Origin of the sequence: Curtobacterium sp. 1544 (genome assembly GCF_040544915.1) — a bacterium.
GTDB lineage: Bacteria > Actinomycetota > Actinomycetes > Actinomycetales > Microbacteriaceae > Curtobacterium > Curtobacterium pusillum_C.
In genome coordinates, this window is record NZ_JBEPKX010000013.1 from 1 (window position 1) to 15669 (window position 15669).

Consider the following 15669-nt stretch of genomic DNA (forward strand, 5'->3'; position numbering starts at 1 on the left):
CGGGTGGGGGGGGGGGGGGGTGCGGGGCCGATGGGGGGGATCTGCCTCGGGTCGCCCCCCCCCCCCCCCCCCCGGCGGGGGGGGGGGGGGCCCGGCGCCCCCCGCGCCTCCAGTCCGTCAACCGCGTGCCCTGGTGAGCGCTTCGCGCATCGCGGCCCGCGCCCGCTTGCGGTCACCGGCGGCGTCGTAGACGACGCCGAGGCGGTACCACCCGCGCCAGTCCGTCGGGTCGGTCTCGACGGCGGCCTTGTACTCGGGGAAGAGCTCGTCGGCGGCCTCGCGCGTCGGCCGACCCGACGGCCGCACGGGCACCACGTCCGCCGGTGCCGCGCCCTCGCGTTCGAGCCGCGCGCCGAGCCGGGTGATGCGGAGGCCGAAGCGGAACTCCAGGACGAGCAGCAGCGCGCCGATCGCCGCGACGACGAACAGTGCCACGCCGATGCCGATCCCGATCGGGATGCCGGTCGCGATGAAGGCCACCGCGCGCTGCCCGACGAGCACGATGTAGAGCGCGAGCAGCACCGCCATCAGGGCGGCGCCCCAGAACGGCGAACGGAGCGAGCGGGTCAGGCGCACGGCGGGTCAGCCGATGCCGAGGACACTGCCGAGGCCGACCGTCAGGCCCCGCATCGACCCGACGGCGGACAGCGCGGCGCGGATGCCCGCCACGTAGGCGACGTCGTCGTTCGTGTCGTGCCGGATCGTCAGGGTCTCGCCGGGGCCGCTCAGCAGGACGTCCTGCACGGCCTTCACGCCGGGCAGCCGCAGCGAGTGGATCGGGACGCTCGCGACCTGCTGCCCGCGGGCCCGCTGGTCGACGTGCGGGGCCTCGACCGGACCGACCTCGCGCCGGGCGTCGGCGATGAGTTCGGCGGTGCGAACCGCGGTCCCGGACGGCGAGTCGATCTTGCCGGCGTGGTGCGTCTCGACGATCTCGACCGACGGGAACCACGGTGCCGCGATCGTGGCGAGGTGCGTGCCGAGCACCGAGCCGATCGAGAAGTTCGGCACCACGAAGACGCCCTGCTCGGGACGCGACTCGAGTCCGGCGCGGAGCTTCGCGAGCCGATCCCCCGACCACCCGGAGGTGCCGACGAGCACGTTCGCGCCGCTCGCGAGCGCGGTGTCGACGATGGCGGGGCTCAACGCGGGGACGGTCACGTCGACCACGATCGCCGCTCCCCCGAACACCGACGGACCGGCTTCGTGCGCGCCGTCCTTCGACGACAGGCTCGCGACGAGCTCGAACTCGGGCAGTTCCTCGACGACGGCGGCCACGAGGCCCCCGAGACGACCGGTGGCGCCGACGACGGCGACGGGAGTGACCATGCCCACCATCCTAGGATCGACGCATGACGCTCGAGGTCAGGACCGTGCCGGCAGACATCCCCGAGGTCGACGCGCTGCTCGACGCCTACCTCGACGAGCGCGAGGCGACGTTCCCGAGCGCCCAGGGCTCCTACGCGCGGAAGCGCACCCCGGCGGCCGAGTTCACGCCGCCGAACGGGGTCTTCGCGGTCGCGTACGACGACGGTCTCGCGGTCGGGTGCGGTGGGCTCCGTCGGATCGCGGACGACACGGCTGGCGACAGTCCGGGCGTGCGGTTCGAGGTCAAGCACGTGTTCGTGACACCCGCGGGCCGTGGGAAGGGGGTCGCGACGGCGCTGATGGACACGCTCGAGGCTGCGGCCGCCGAGCTCGGGGCGACGGCGATCGTCCTCGACACGAACGACTCCCTCGTCGCCGCCGGAGCGATGTACCGCGGCCGGGGCTACGAGCGTGTGCAGCCGTTCAACGACAACCCGAACGCGACGGCCTGGTACCGCAAGCCCGTGCGCGTCGGTTAGCCGTCAGACCGGCTGGTCGACCGGCAGGCCGGTCCGGAGCTCGACCGGCAGGTGCGCCAGGTCGTTGAGCGCCACGACCTCAGCGGGCTTGGCCGACCGGATGCGGATGATCGTCAGCGCGGTGTGGGCCACGTTCGTCCCCATCCACCGCCACTCCGGCGCCTGGAACGCCTCGCGCACGAACCAACCGATCACGGCGTTGTGCGTGATGAGCAGGTCGTGCCGGTCGTCGCGGGCGGGGGTGAACCACTCGGCCACGGCGTCGCCCATCTGGGCCTGCCCGGCGACGATCTCCTCTTCGGTGATGCCGCCGTACCAACCCTGGTAGGCGTGCGGCATGTCCGGCGTCGGCCCCGACGGGATGCAGTCGAAGAGCAGGGTCGACGGCTCGGGCTGGATCGCCGGCAGCCGCTGGGACAGGAACGACGCGGTCTCGCTCGGGGCCTCGAGCGGCGAGTGGTACACGCCGTCGAACGGGACGCCACCGAGTCGGTCGGCGACGAGCATGGCCTGCCGCTTGCCGCGCTCCGAGAGCTTGCCGTCACGCAGCCCGTGTTCCGCGTCCTGGTGTTCGCCGTGCCGGACGAGGTAGAGGTAGTGCGACATGTCGGTGCTCAACCGCCGATCCCGATCGCGGCCGCGAGCTCGTCCTGCTGCACCGCGCCGACCACGGAGGTGATCGTCGGGCGGGTCAGGAGGTCGCGCGCCAGGTCGAGGACGTCGCCCGTGGTCACACGGTCCACCCGCTCGAGAGCGGTGGCGAGGTCGGTGAACTCCCCCGTGCCGAGCTCGGACCGGCCGAGTCGGGTCATCCGGGCGTCGGAGTCCTCGAGCGAGAGCGTCAGCGCCCCCTCGATCTGCCCCTTCGCACGGCGGAGTTCGTCGGTGGTGATGCCGTCGTCGACCATCCGGCGGAACTCGGCGTCGACGATCTCGATGACCCCGGCGACGTTGTCGGGGGCGCACCCGGCGTAGACGCCGAACGCGCCGTTGTCCAGGTAGGCGGGCGCGAACGAGCTCACCGCGTAGGCGAGGCCGCGGCGCTCCCGGACCTCCTGGAAGAGGCGGGAGCTCATGCCACCGCCGAGCACGGCGTTGAGCACGCTGAGGACCGGACGACGCTCGTCGCGGAGGTCGAGCCCCTGCGAGCCGCGCAGCATGCTGACCTGTTCGGTCGGACGGTGCACGACCGAGAGCTTCGGGATCGCCGGGTCGGCCACGGGCTGCGGGGTCCGTCGCGCGAGCGGGGAGGCCTTCGGCGCACCCTGGAACACGGCCTCGACCAGTTCGCAGAAGCGGTCGTGGTCGATCGCGCCGGCGGCGGTGACGACGATGCCGTTCGGGGCGTAGTGCTCCCGGTAGTGCGCCAGGACCTCGTCACGCCCGACCGCACGGATGCTCTCCGGGGTGCCACCGATCGGTCGGCCGAGGGCGTGGCCGTCGAACGCGGCGGCGAAGAAGGCCTCGCCCGCGACGTCGGCCGGGTCGTCCGCGGCCATCGCGAGCTCCTCGAGGATCACGCCGCGCTCGACGTCGAACGCCGCGGACTCGAGCACGGAACCGGTGACCATGTCGCCGATCACCTCGACCGCCATCGGTACGTCGGCGTCACGGACCCGCGAGTAGTAGCAGGTGTACTCCTTCGCCGTGGCGGCGTTGTGCTCACCGCCGACCGAGTCGAACGCGATCGCGATGTCGAGGGCCGAACGCTTGGCGGTCCCCTTGAACAGCAGGTGCTCGAGGAAGTGCGTCGAGCCGTACTGACCGGCTCGCTCGTCGCGGGAGCCGACCCCGACCCAGAACCCGAGGCTCGTCGAACTGGCTCCGGGCATGGCCTCGGTCAGGACCCGCACGCCCGAAGGCAGGACGGATCGGCGGACGAAGGCGCCCCCGGACGTCAGGAACGACGTGTCCGGGGCCTCGAGCGGCAACGGCACTGGGTGGTTCATCGCAGACGAGCCTACTGACCCCCGCGCGCCCGCCGCCCAGTTTCCACAGGTGCACACGATGTCACTCGAAGTGGGGTACAGCCGAGGAGGATAGAAAGACTCGTCTGTCTGTCCTCCCTGTGGTACAGTTCTTACACCGGATCGAAAGCCCCCCTAGATTTCGATCCGGTGGCTCGGGACATCAGTCCTGCGCGACGCACGAGTCCCCCCACTCAGTCGCGGAGCCGATGAGCCCAAGGAGCCACGCTGTGACGGTCGATTCCCCCCAACCGGCCGTCCAGCGTCTCCTTGGCCCGAGCACGAACCTCGCGTCGCCGGACGGGTCGAGCGTCCCCCCGACTCCCCGCTCCGGCGGCGCGAAGGTCCGTGTCCTCGAGACCGCCACGCGACTCTTCTACGAAGAGGGCATCCACAGCGTCGGCGTCGACCGCCTCATCTCCGAGGCGAGCGTCACGAAGGCGACGTTCTACAAGCACTACGGGTCGAAGGACAACCTGATCCTCGCCTACATCCGGACGCAGCACGAGCGAGTGCAGCAGCGGATGGAGCAGCTCATCGCCGACGCCGGCTCCCCTGAACGGGCCGTCCGCGCGTGGGTCGCCGCCCTGGCAGACGAGGTCAACGACCCGGACTTCCGTGGCTGCGCGTTCCTCAACGCCGCCGCCGAGTACCACGACCCCCGTGACCCCGTGCGCGAGGTCGTCGCGATGCACCGCGACTGGTACACCGAACGCCTGGCCGACCTGTTGCAGGACGCCGGGCACGCCCTGCCCGGTGACGGCGCGGACGAGCTCATGCTCGCGCGCGACGGCGCCATGTCCGGCGCGTACGCCGGTGACGCGATCGCCGCGACGGCGGCCCTCGGCCGCGTCGTCGAGCGCGTGCTCGCCGCCTGACGCGCGCGCCGCAGGCGCCGCCCCGGCCGGACCCGCCCGGTCGCCGCACCCGTCACCGTCGCGAAAGCGACAGTCTGCCGCGAACCATCCGCGCACATCTGTCGCCCTCACGGGACGGACCGCGGGCGCACGCGCACATCTGTCGCTTTCGCGACCACAGTGCCCTCGCGACCACACGCCGGACTGGAGGCACGGATCCAGGCCGACCCGCGCCTCCCGTCCGGCCCCTGCCGCGCCCCGTCGCGCACCGGACGCGCACCGAGCGTGAGCCGAGGCGGCGGGTGTTGGCTGGGCGCATGGCCAACGACCCCAACTGGAACCTCCCCGAGGTCCCCTCGTTCACCCTGACCAGCCCCGACTTCGGTGACGGCGAAGTCCTGCCCACGTCCGCCCGCGGTACCGACGCCGGCGGCGAGGACCGCTCCCCCGCGCTCGAGTGGTCCGGCGCCCCCGAGGGCACGCAGAGCTACGTCCTCACCGTCTACGACCCCGACGCCCCGACGGGCTCGGGCTTCTGGCACTGGAGCCTGACCGACATCCCGGCCGGCGCGACCAGCCTGCCCGCGGGTGCCGGCACCGACGACACGCTGCTCCCCGCCGAGGCGCTCCGCCGGCGCAACGAGTTCGGCACGGACACGTTCCTCGGTGCCGCCCCGCCCGCCGGTCACGGCCCGCACCGCTACTTCTTCACGCTGAGCGCCCTCGACGTCCCCGTGCTCGAGGCTCCCGCCGATGCGACGCCCGCCGTCGTGGGGTTCGTGCTGCGGGAGCACCTGCTCGGCCGTGCCCAGCTCGTCGGCACGCAGGAGACACCAGCCGCCTGACCTGCCCGGGCCCGAGACTCAGCGTCAGCGACAGTTCTCGGGCCCCGGCACCCGAGAACTGTCGCTCAGCGCGAGTCTCGGTGCGCACCACATACACACGGCGAACGGCCGCCGCCCCGCGAGGGACGACGGCCGTTCGTGTGCCAGGGGTGGATCAGACGGTGGCGTCCGTCGACTCCTCGCGGGCACCGCTCGAGTCGGTGTCCGACTCGTCGGCCACGACCGGCGCGAGCGAGAGCTTGCCGCGGTCGTCCACCTTGGTGACCTCGACCAGGATCTTCTGGCCCACGCCGAGGACGTCCTCGACGTTCTCCACACGCTTGCCACCGGCGAGCTTGCGCACCTCGGAGACGTGGAGCAGACCGTCACGGCCCGGGAGCAGCGACACGAAGGCGCCGAACGTGGCGATCTTCACGACGGTGCCGAGGAACTGGTCCCCGATCTCCGGGTTGGTCGGGTTCGCGATCGCGTTGACCGACGCACGAGCGGCCTCGGCCGACGGACCGTCGACGGCGCCGATGTAGACGGTGCCGTTGTCCTCGATCGAGATGTCGGCACCGGTCTCGTCCTGGATGCCGTTGATCGTCTTGCCCTTCGGGCCGATCAGCTCGCCGATCTTGTCGACGGGGATCTGCACGGAGATGACGCGCGGCGCGGTGTCGGCCATCTCGTCGGGGGCGTCGATCGCCTCGTTCAGCACACCGAGGATCGCGGAGCGCGCTTCCTTGGCCTGCTTGAGGGCGGCGTCGAGGACCGACGAGGGGATGCCGTCGAGCTTCGTGTCCAGCTGGATGGCCGTGACGAAGTCCGAGGTGCCGGCGACCTTGAAGTCCATGTCACCGAGGGCGTCCTCGGCACCGAGGATGTCGGTCAGCGCCGCGTAGCGGGTCTGACCGTCGACGGTGTCGGAGACGAGGCCCATCGCGATGCCCGCGACCGGGGCCTTGAGGGGCACACCGGCGTTGAGGAGCGACAGGGTCGAGGCGCAGACGGAACCCATCGACGTCGAACCGTTGGAGCCGAGGGCCTCGGACACCTGACGGATGGCGTAGGGGAACTCCTCGCGCGACGGCAGCACCGGCACGAGGGCGCGCTCGGCGAGGAAGCCGTGCCCGATCTCGCGACGCTTCGGCGAACCGACACGACCGGTCTCACCCGTCGAGTACGGCGGGAAGTTGTAGTGGTGCAGGTAGCGCTTCTTCGTGACGGGCGACAGCGAGTCGATCTGCTGCTCCATCTTGAGCATGTTCAGCGTGGTGACGCCCAGGATCTGGGTCTCGCCGCGCTGGAAGATCGCCGAACCGTGGACGCGCGGGATCACGGCGACCTCGGCGTCGAGCGGACGGATGTCGGCGAGGCCGCGACCGTCCATGCGGACCTGCTCGGTCAGGATCCGGCCGCGGACGACCTTCTTCGTGACCGACTTGTAGGCGCCGCTGACCTGGCCGTTGGCGCTCTCGGGGAGCTCGCCGGCCGTCACCTTGGCGGCGATGGCCTCCTTGACGCGGGCCTTCAGGGCGTCATCGGCGTCCTGACGCTCGAGCTTGCCGGCGATCTTGTAGACGTCGCCGAGCTCGGACAGCGCGATGGCCTCGACCGCGTCGTAGACCTCGGGGGCGTACGGCGGGAAGACCGGGTAGTCCTGGATCTCCTTGGCCGACTGCGCGGCCATCTTCGCCTGCGCCTCGACGAGCTGCTTGAGGAACGGCTTCGCCGCCTCGAGGCCCTGCGCGACGACGGCCTCATCGGGCTTGGTCGCACCGCCCTGGATGAGGTCCCAGCTGTGCTCGGTGGCCTCGGCCTCGACCATCATGATCGCGACGTCCTCGTTGCCGGCCTCGTCCGTGACGACACGGCCCGCGACGGTGAGGTCGAAGACGGCCTCGGCGAGCTGCGACGCCTTCGGGAACGCGACCCACTGGTCACCGATGAGCGCGAGGCGCACACCGGCGATCGGGCCGGAGAACGGCAGACCGGAGATCTGCGTCGACGCGGACGCCGCGTTGATCGCGAGCGCGTCGTAGAACTCGTCCGGAGCGATGCTCAGGACGGTGATGACGATCTGGACCTCGTTGCGGAGGCCGTCGACGAACGACGGGCGCAGCGGCCGGTCGATGAGACGGCAGACGAGGATCGCCTCGGTGCTGGGACGGCCTTCGCGGCGGAAGAACGAACCGGGGATCTTGCCGGCGGCGTAGGAACGCTCCTCGACGTCGACGGTCAGCGGGAAGAAGTCGAACCCTTCACGCGGGTGCTTGCCGGCGCTGGTGGCCGAGAGGAGCATCGTGTCCTCGTCGAGGTACGCGGCGACCGCGCCCTGGGCCTGCTGTGCGAGCCGACCGGTCTCGAACCGGACGGTGCGCTTGCCGTACTTGCCGTTGTCGAGAACGGCCTCGGCGAACTTGATCTCGGGACCCTCCAAAAGGGTGCCTCCTTGAAGTGTTCGGCAGGCTGGGGCCACGGCACCCGATGGTGCGTGCGCGCCGAAGGGATCGGGACGCATGTCTGGCCAGCAGTAGAAGCACTCGGGAAACCGTCCGGCCCGCGAGCCACCACCGATGACCAGCTCCGTGCCCGGCCTGCGCAGTGTTTGTCGTTCCGCCCGGGGAAACGGTCCCCGGACGTGAAGGACTTTACCAGTCCGCAGGGAATCGGCGGCGAGGCTCACGGCGAACGGGCGTGTCCTCGGTAGCCTGCTGCCATGCGCCTCACCCCCTCCCGGGGCTTGTTCGTCGCGGCCGCAGTGGTCGTCGGCGCGCTCGTCGCCCCCGTCGTCACCGCAGTCCCGGCGAACGCGACGGAGTACCCGAGCTGGCAGGACGTCGAGCGGGCGAAGGGCAACGAGCAGGCCAAGAAGGCCGAGGTCTCCCGCGTGCAGGCCGCGCTGCAGGCGGCGCAGTCGGCCGCGGCGGCGCAGTCGCAGGCGGCGCTCGACGCCTCCGAGAAGGCGGACCAGGCCGAGGCGGACCTGGCCTCCGCCGCCCAGGCCGCCACGAGCCTCCAGGCCCAGGCCGACCAGGCGGCGAAGACCGCCGAGCGTGCGCAGCAGCGCGCCGGTCAGCTCGCGGCCAACCTGTACCGCGACGGCAGCTCGAACGAGATGACCACCCGCATCGCGACGGCGAAGAACCCGGACCAGCTGCTCTACCAGCTCGGCGCGCTCGACCAGCTGTCGTCGACCTGGGCCGGCGTGATGGACGACGCGTCCGTCGCGGCGAAGACCGCGTCGTCCCTGCACGACCAGGCGACCCGGGCCGAGGACGAGCGGGCGGACCTCGCCGACGCGGCGGAGACGAAGGCGAGCGCTGCGGAGTCCGCCGAGGCCGTCGCGAAGGCCGCGGTCGCCGACACACAGGAGCACAGCGACGAGCTGTACGCGCAGCTGGCGTCGCTGAAGGACACCACCGCGTCGACCGAGCAGCGCTACCAGCTCGGCGTGCAGGTGGCCGCGCAGAAGGCCGAGCAACAGCGGAGGCGCGAGGAGGCAGCGGCCGCGAAGGCGAACACGAGCACACCGGTCACGGGCGGCTCGTCGTACCCGAGCACCGGTGGCGTCGTGGTCGACCCCGCCGGAGCGCAGGCCTACGCCCGGAGCGCCATCGGCTCGTACGGCTGGGGTTCCGACCAGTTCTCGTGCCTCGTCTCGCTGTGGACGCAGGAGTCCGGCTGGCGCGCGAACGCCCTGAACGTGTCGAGCGGGGCGTACGGCATCCCGCAGTCGCTCCCCGCGAACAAGATGGCGGTCGCCGGCGCGGACTGGCGGACGAACGCGGCGACGCAGATCAACTGGGGTCTCGCGTACATCCACGACGCCTACGGCTCGCCGTGCGGGGCGTGGAGCCACGAGATGAGCGTCAACCCGCACTGGTACTGAACCCCGCGGTTCTGACGACCCCTCGCGACTCTGCGATGCTAGGTTGACGCGATTCGAATAGGAGCTCCATGTCGCCCCGTGCACTCATCACCGGCATCACCGGCCAGGACGGCCTCTACCTCTCCGAGCTGCTGACAGCGAAGGGCTACGAGGTCTTCGGCCTCGTCCGAGGGCAGAACAACCCGAAGATCGACCTGGTGAAGGAGCGGGTGCCCGGCGTCCAGATCGTCACCGGCGACCTCCTCGACCCGTCGAGCCTGCTGCGCACCATGAACACCGTGCGCCCCGACGAGGTCTACAACCTCGGGGCGATCTCCTTCGTCGCGTACTCGTGGGAGAACGCGAGCCTGACGAGCCAGGTCACCGGCATGGGCGTGCTCAACATGCTCGAGGCCGTGCGCCAGTACTCCGACCTCACCTCGACGAAGCCGCGTTTCTACCAGGCGTCCAGCTCCGAGATGTTCGGCCGGGTGCAGGAGGTCCCGCAGTCCGAGACGACGCTGCTCTGGCCGCGGTCGCCGTACGGCGTGGCGAAGGCCTTCGGTCACCACATGACCATCAACTACCGCGAGTCGTACGGGATGCACGCGTCGAGCGGCATGCTGTTCAACCACGAGTCCCCCCTGCGCGGCCCGGAGTTCGTGACGCGGAAGATCTCCACCGCCGTCGCCCGGATCGCCCTCGGGAAGCAGGACTCCCTGGTGCTCGGCAACCTCGACGCGAAGCGCGACTGGGGCTTCGCCGGCGACTACGTCGAGGCGATGTGGCGGATGCTGCAGCAGGACGAGCCGGACGACTACGTGATCTCGACGGGCGAGACCCACGAGGTCCGCGAGTACGTCGACCTCGCCTTCAAGCACGTCGGCATCGACGACTGGGAGCGCTACGTCAAGCAGGACGAGCGCTTCATGCGCCCGGCCGAGGTCGACCTGCTCATCGGTGACGCGACGAAGGCGCACGAACGTCTCGGCTGGAAGCCGCAGATGTCGTTCCCGCAGCTCGTCGCCACCATGGTCGACGCCGACCTCGCCCGCGAGCGCGGGACCGACGCGGTCGCCACGGCGTGAGCGTGCGGGTCCTCGTCACGGGGGTCACCGGCCAGACGGGCAGCTACCTGGCCGAGACCCTCCTCCGGCACGGGCACGAGGTCGTCGGCGTCTCGAAGACGACCGAGAACGTCGTCGACGGGGTCGACCTCCGGCAGCTCGACCTGACGGACACGGACGCCCTCGGTCGCCTCGTGGACGAGGTCCGTCCGGACGCGATCGTGAACCTGGCGGCGCAGAGCTCCGTCGCGCGCGCCTGGCAGGATCCCGTCGGCACCGCGGTCGCGGACGCCATCGTGCCGGCAGCGGTCTTCGCGGCTGCCCGGCGCCTCGCGGACGACGGCATCGACTGCCAGGTCGTCCAGGCGTCGAGCTCGGAGGTCTTCGGCGCGCCGGCGTCCGGCGTCGTCGACGAGTCCACGCCGGTCGCACCGACGAACCCGTACGGCGCCGCGAAGGCGCACGCGCACCACCTGGTGGCCGCCTACCGTGCTGCCGGACTGCGCGCGTCGTCGTTGATCCTGTTCAACCACGAGTCGCCGCGCCGGCCGAAGCGCTTCGTCACCCGCCTCATCACGTCGGCGGTCGCCGACGTGGCACGGGGCCGGGCGGACGAGGTCGTCCTGGCGGACCCGTCGATCGAGCGCGACTGGGGCTGGGCGCCCGACGTCGCCGAGGCGATCCGCCTGGTCGTCGAGGCGCGCGCGTCACGCGACTACGTCGTGGCGACGGGCGTGGCGCACAGCGTCGGGTCCTTCGCACTGGCAGCACTCGCGGCAGCCGGCGTGTCCGACCCCGAGTCCCGGATCCGCGTCGACCCGTCGCTCGCACGACCGACGGACGTCAAGACCGTCGTGGGCGATTCCAGCCGGCTCCGCGACGAGCTCGGCTGGCAACCCACCGTCGGGTTCGAGGACATCGTCCGCGCGATGGTGGACGCCGACCTGGCCGCCACCCCAGAGGACTGACGCCGCCGGGGCGACGGGCTGCGGCCCGTCGCCCCGGTCCGGCTCCGGCTCCGGCTCGGGCTCGGTTCAGTGGCCGAGACCGCCGAGCAGGGACGCGAAGTCCGCCGTCGCCGGGAGCGCGTCGGCTTCCTGCGGGGTCCGCCTGGAGGCACGGATCGCCCAGGCCAGGTCGTCTCCCGCCCGGCGGATGCGTCCGTCCAGTGCGGCTGAGTCGCCTGCGCTCCCCCAGTCGTCCGTCGCCGCGAAGACGCCCGTCGGCACCACGGCGGCCCGGAGGTACGCGAAGACCGGGCGCAGGCCGTGCTCGATCGCGAGCGAGTGCCGTGCGGTCCCGCCGGTCGCTCCGAGGAGGACGGGCATGTCGGCGAGCGCGTCCTTGTCGAGCACGTCGAGGAACGACTTCGCCAGGCCGCTCACCCCGGCGGTGAAGACCGGCGTGACGAACACGACGGCGTCGGCCTCGACGACGGTCGCCATCGCGGCGGACAGTGCCGGCGCCGCGAACCGGGTGAGCATCGCGTCGGTGATCTCGTGCGCCAGCGGACGCAGGTCGACGTGCAGGACCTTCGCCGCGCCTCCCGGCTCTCCACTGCGACCTGGTGCGGAGAGCGACGCGACGGTCGCCTCGGCCAGGCGGTCGGCGAGCAGGCGGGTTGAGCTGGGCTCGGAGAGCCCGGCGGAGACGACGGCGATGGTGGTCATGGTGAGTCCCGACTTTCGATGCGTTTGCATGAACATCGTACTCAACGGGTGATCGGGCGCAACCATTCCCACGCGATCGAGCCCGCTCGCGCCGGAACGGAGAACACCCCGGTCCTCACGAGGAGGACCGGGGCGTCCGGTCAAGCGTGGGTCGGTCGACTAGCGACGCAGGCCGAGGCGCTCGATGAGCGCACGGTAGCGGGCGATGTCGACGTCGGAGAGGTAACCGAGGAGACGGCGACGCTGACCGACCATGAGCAGCAGACCACGACGCGAGTGGTGGTCGTGCTTGTGCTCCTTGAGGTGCTCGTTCAGGTCGTTGATGCGACGAGTCAGAACGGCGACCTGGACCTCGGGGGAACCGGTGTCGCCCGGGTGGGTCGCGTACTCTTCGATGATCTCCTGCTTGACCTTCGCGTCAAGTGCCATGCGTAGATCCCCTTTCAGTCCGTTGCGCGGTGCCCGTACCGAATGCACGAGCGCTCTTTGTCCGCGGCCGTTCGACGGCAACCGCCCAAGACTACCAGAGTGTCAGGCGGTCCGAGCCCGCAGACGGCGGCGCCTCGGTGCCGGCAGCAGGCTGCGGACGAGTCCGACGAGCGTCGCGCCGAGCAGACCGCCGAGGCCGTTCGAGAGCACGTCGCGCGGATCGGCCACGCGGTACGGCAGGTAGGTCGCCTGCGCGAACTCGATGCCGGTGGAGAGCACGACCGCGACGACCGCACCGAGGATCCACCAGCGGCGCGGGAGCCACAGGGCGGCGAGCACCCCGACGGGGACGAACATGGCGATGTTCGCGAGGAACTCCGTGCGGTCGTAGGAGAACCACGAGCCGTGCGGGAGCTGTTGGACCCAGGCGATCGCGTGCAGCACGAGGGAGTTCTGCGCCGACGTGAAGACCTGCGGTGTCAGCGTCATCCGCCAGATCACCCAGGCGTACGCCGCGGTCAGGGCGAGGAGGAGGAGCTTCCGGAACATCCCGCCAGTCTGCGGGACCGCGCTGACAGGAAGCACCGCCGAGGCTGGGGGAACACCCCGCGATGCTGGGCGTTCCCCGTTCCACCTGCGAGCATGGGCGCATGCCGAGTGTCGAGGGAACCCGTGCACGTCGCAGTCCCGGCCGTCGTCAGTGGACGTGGATCTTGATCGCGGCGGTGGTCGTGGCGGCGCTCGTCACCACGCTCGTGCTGGTCCTCCCCCGCGGATCCGGCACCGACGGACGGCACGTCGCCGAGCGGAAGTCCGCCTCCGGGGCGTTCCCCGGCGGTCTCGCCCGACAGCCGGCGGACGAGAACCAACCCGGCAAGCGCGAGTCCCAGGCCCGGGCCGACGGCGACGACACCACCGCGGCCAAGATCGCCGTCATCGCCGACCAGCCGATCGCGACGTGGCTCACGAACACCTCGGTCAGCGAGACCCGACAGACCATCCGCGACGTCGTCCGGAGTGCCGAGGCGCAGCGGAAGACCCCGGTGTTCGTGCTGTACAACGTCCCCGATCGCGACTGCGGCAGCTACTCCAAGGGTGGGACGCAGGCCGACGAGTACCTGCCGTGGGTGCGGTCCGCCGTGCGGGCGATGGCGGGGTCGAAGGCCGTCGTGCTCGTCGAACCCGACGCCATCGCCCAGATCCAGGTGTGCAAGCGACTCGAGCAGGACCGGCTCCCGCTCCTCCGGAAGGCGGTCGACGAGCTCAGCGGGCACGGCCTCACCGTCTACCTCGACGGCGGGAACGAGAACCGGGTACCGACCGCCACGATGGCGAAGTGGCTGCGTGCCGCCGGGGTCGACCAGACGCAGGGCTTCTTCACGAACGTGTCGAACTTCTACCGGGTCGACCAGGAGCGCGCCTACGCCGACGAGCTGGCGGACGCGATCGGTGACGACCCGCACTTCGTCATCGACGTCTCGCGCAACGGGCAGGGCTGGCGTGGCACGTGGTGCAACCCGGACGGCGCGGGGCTCGGGCAGGCACCGCACGTCACGCGCGGGTCGACCCGGCTGGACGCGCTGCTCTGGGTGAAGACGCCCGGCCTCAGCGACGGCACGTGCAACGGCGGACCCGCAGCCGGCCAGTGGTGGGAGTCGTACGCGCTCGGCCTCGTCGAGAACCGCAAGCGCTGACCGCCCCTGTCGGTGCCCGGTGGTTGCATGACGCCATGACCCCGACCGACCGCGTCCGATCCGTCGTCCCGCCGTACCTGCTCCGCGCCGTCGCCGACGCGGACGCCTTCCCCCGCGCGGCCTCGGCCGCCCGCACCGCCCTCGCGTCGCTCGACACCGTGCAGCGCCCGAAGCACGAGCACCGCGTCCGGCCGCAGGGCGTCAGCGGCACGGTCGACCGATCACCGCAGCGCACGATCTCGGACGCCCACGGCACCACGACGCTGCCCGGCACCACCGTCCGGCGCGAGGGCGACCCCGAATCCGGCGACGCCGCGGTGGACGAGGCGTACACCGGCCTCGGCGCCACGCACGCTTTCTGGCTCGAGGTGTTCGGCCGGGTGTCGATCGACGGCGCCGGTCTCCCACTCGACGCCACGGTGCACTACGGGCAGGACTACGACAACGCGTACTGGGACGGCAGTCGCATGGTGTTCGGCGACGGGGACGGCGAGGTCTTCAACCGCTTCACGATCGCCCTCGACGTCATCGGCCACGAGCTCGCGCACGGCGTCACGCAGTACACGGCTGACCTGACGTACCAGGGGCAGTCGGGCGCGCTGAACGAATCGATCAGCGACGTCTTCGGCTCGCTCGTCGCGCAGTACGCCGCGCGCCAGACCGCGGAGCAGGCCTCGTGGCTCATCGGCGAAGGGCTCTTCACGGCCGCCGTGCACGGGGTCGCCCTGCGCTCGATGCGTGCCCCGGGCACGGCCTACGACGACCCGGTGCTCGGCAAGGACCCGCAGCCCGCGACGATGGCCGGGTACGTCGACACCACCGAGGACGCCGGCGGCGTGCACACCAACTCGGGCATCCCGAACCACGCGTTCTTCCTGGCCGCGACCACGATCGGCGGCAACGCGTGGGACGGTGCGGGAGCCGTCTGGTGGGACGCCCTCACCTCCGACACCGTCACCGCGTCGATCGACTTCGCCGGGTTCGCGACGGTGACGATCGACGCCGCGGCCGCCCGCTTCGGCGCGGGCTCGTCGCAGCACACCGCGGTCCAGGAGGCCTGGCGGACGGTGGGCGTGCTCGACTGACGTGGGCGCCGGGCGTACGGTCGGGGCATGCGCATCGACGTCCGCCGCACCGGAGGGCTCGCGGGCCTCTCGCGGGGCTGGCGGGTCGACACCGACGTGTGCGACGACCCGTCCGGGTGGTCGGACCTCGTCGGCGCTCTGCCCCGCGATGCGCCGTCGGCCCCGGCGCCGGGTGTCCGCGACGACTACACGTGGACGATCACCGTCGAGCGGACGACGGTCACGATCCCCGGCACCCGCCTCGACGGCCCGTGGGCGGCCCTGGTGACGCGCGTGCGCGCCGAGGGCACCCCGACCTGACGGACGCACGCCGCGCCTCCGGTCCGTCGAGCCGCCCGCGAAGTGCCGCAGCCCG

17 protein-coding genes are annotated in these 15669 nt (G+C 71.5%); 9 read left to right on the top strand and 8 right to left on the bottom strand.

Annotated elements, in window-relative coordinates; genetic code table 11:
- Positions 1–117: 117 nt before the first annotated feature.
- On the bottom strand, positions 118–576 hold the full coding sequence (locus ABIC61_RS09515) for a tetratricopeptide repeat protein (protein ID WP_502908798.1): 459 nt from the start codon (positions 574–576) through the stop codon (positions 118–120).
- Positions 577–582: 6 nt separating this feature from the next.
- A complete protein-coding gene (locus tag ABIC61_RS09520) occupies positions 583–1329 on the bottom strand; it encodes a 4-hydroxy-tetrahydrodipicolinate reductase (protein ID WP_260852666.1) in 747 nt (248 codons plus the stop codon).
- 23 nt (positions 1330–1352) lie between these two features.
- Here ABIC61_RS09520 and ABIC61_RS09525 point away from each other — a divergent pair, with 23 nt between their 5' ends.
- Positions 1353–1847 (top strand): GNAT family N-acetyltransferase, encoded by a 495-nt coding sequence (locus tag ABIC61_RS09525; RefSeq protein ID WP_354029710.1) that lies wholly within the window; start codon positions 1353–1355, stop codon positions 1845–1847.
- 3 nt (positions 1848–1850) lie between these two features.
- Here ABIC61_RS09525 and ABIC61_RS09530 read toward each other — a convergent pair whose 3' ends face one another.
- Together ABIC61_RS09530 and ABIC61_RS09535 are read right to left on the bottom strand one after the other, a co-directional pair.
- On the bottom strand, positions 1851–2453 hold the full coding sequence (locus tag ABIC61_RS09530) for a histidine phosphatase family protein (RefSeq protein WP_144755428.1): 603 nt from the start codon (positions 2451–2453) through the stop codon (positions 1851–1853).
- Positions 2454–2461: 8 nt separating this feature from the next.
- Positions 2462–3796 carry a M16 family metallopeptidase gene (locus ABIC61_RS09535; RefSeq protein WP_354029711.1) on the bottom strand — a complete coding sequence of 445 codons (1335 nt, stop codon included), beginning with the start codon at positions 3794–3796 and terminating at the stop codon, positions 2462–2464.
- Positions 3797–4044: 248 nt separating this feature from the next.
- Here ABIC61_RS09535 and ABIC61_RS09540 point away from each other — a divergent pair, with 248 nt between their 5' ends.
- Together ABIC61_RS09540 and ABIC61_RS09545 are read left to right on the top strand one after the other, a co-directional pair.
- On the top strand, positions 4045–4692 hold the full coding sequence (locus tag ABIC61_RS09540; RefSeq protein ID WP_144754661.1) for a TetR/AcrR family transcriptional regulator: 648 nt from the start codon (positions 4045–4047) through the stop codon (positions 4690–4692).
- 296 nt (positions 4693–4988) lie between these two features.
- Entirely contained in the window at positions 4989–5516 is a 528-nt protein-coding gene (locus ABIC61_RS09545) for a YbhB/YbcL family Raf kinase inhibitor-like protein (RefSeq protein WP_354029712.1), read from the top strand.
- Positions 5517–5670: 154 nt separating this feature from the next.
- Here the strand turns inward: ABIC61_RS09545 and ABIC61_RS09550 are convergent, their stop codons facing one another.
- Positions 5671–7938 carry a polyribonucleotide nucleotidyltransferase gene (locus ABIC61_RS09550; protein WP_144754667.1) on the bottom strand — a complete coding sequence of 756 codons (2268 nt, stop codon included), beginning with the start codon at positions 7936–7938 and terminating at the stop codon, positions 5671–5673.
- Between the two features lie 279 nt (positions 7939–8217).
- Between ABIC61_RS09550 and ABIC61_RS09555 the strand changes: the two genes are divergently transcribed.
- The 3 genes from ABIC61_RS09555 (at position 8218) to ABIC61_RS09565 (ending at position 11404) form a co-directional block, all read left to right on the top strand.
- The gene (locus tag ABIC61_RS09555; protein WP_354029713.1) at positions 8218–9390 is read left to right on the top strand and encodes a coiled-coil domain-containing protein; all 1173 of its coding nucleotides are present in this window, start codon (positions 8218–8220) and stop codon (positions 9388–9390) included.
- A 68-nt stretch (positions 9391–9458) separates the two neighbouring features.
- Positions 9459–10457 (top strand): GDP-mannose 4,6-dehydratase, encoded by a 999-nt coding sequence (locus tag ABIC61_RS09560; protein ID WP_144754673.1) that lies wholly within the window; start codon positions 9459–9461, stop codon positions 10455–10457.
- Positions 10458–10459: 2 nt separating this feature from the next.
- Positions 10460–11404 (top strand): GDP-mannose 4,6-dehydratase, encoded by a 945-nt coding sequence (locus tag ABIC61_RS09565; RefSeq protein WP_354029714.1) that lies wholly within the window; start codon positions 10460–10462, stop codon positions 11402–11404.
- Positions 11405–11470: 66 nt separating this feature from the next.
- Here the strand turns inward: ABIC61_RS09565 and ABIC61_RS09570 are convergent, their stop codons facing one another.
- The 3 genes from ABIC61_RS09570 to ABIC61_RS09580 form a co-directional block, all read right to left on the bottom strand.
- Positions 11471–12106, bottom strand: coding sequence for a CE1759 family FMN reductase (locus ABIC61_RS09570; RefSeq protein WP_354029715.1), 636 nt, complete (start codon positions 12104–12106; stop codon positions 11471–11473).
- Between the two features lie 159 nt (positions 12107–12265).
- On the bottom strand, positions 12266–12535 hold the full coding sequence (gene rpsO / locus ABIC61_RS09575; RefSeq protein WP_070416523.1) for a 30S ribosomal protein S15: 270 nt from the start codon (positions 12533–12535) through the stop codon (positions 12266–12268).
- A 102-nt stretch (positions 12536–12637) separates the two neighbouring features.
- Positions 12638–13084 (bottom strand): VanZ family protein, encoded by a 447-nt coding sequence (locus tag ABIC61_RS09580; RefSeq protein WP_354029716.1) that lies wholly within the window; start codon positions 13082–13084, stop codon positions 12638–12640.
- Between the two features lie 101 nt (positions 13085–13185).
- On the opposite strand from ABIC61_RS09580, the gene ABIC61_RS09585 reads away from it, so the two are divergent.
- From ABIC61_RS09585 to ABIC61_RS09595, 3 genes are read left to right on the top strand one after another with little or no spacing between them, the layout of a single operon-like run.
- Positions 13186–14229 (top strand): glycoside hydrolase family 6 protein, encoded by a 1044-nt coding sequence (locus tag ABIC61_RS09585; RefSeq protein ID WP_354029717.1) that lies wholly within the window; start codon positions 13186–13188, stop codon positions 14227–14229.
- A 35-nt stretch (positions 14230–14264) separates the two neighbouring features.
- Complete coding sequence (locus ABIC61_RS09590) at positions 14265–15314, top strand: M4 family metallopeptidase (protein ID WP_354029718.1); 1050 nt, start codon at positions 14265–14267, stop codon at positions 15312–15314.
- Positions 15315–15341: 27 nt separating this feature from the next.
- Complete coding sequence (locus tag ABIC61_RS09595; protein WP_144754688.1) at positions 15342–15614, top strand: protealysin inhibitor emfourin; 273 nt, start codon at positions 15342–15344, stop codon at positions 15612–15614.
- The last annotated feature ends 55 nt before the right edge of the window (positions 15615–15669 follow it).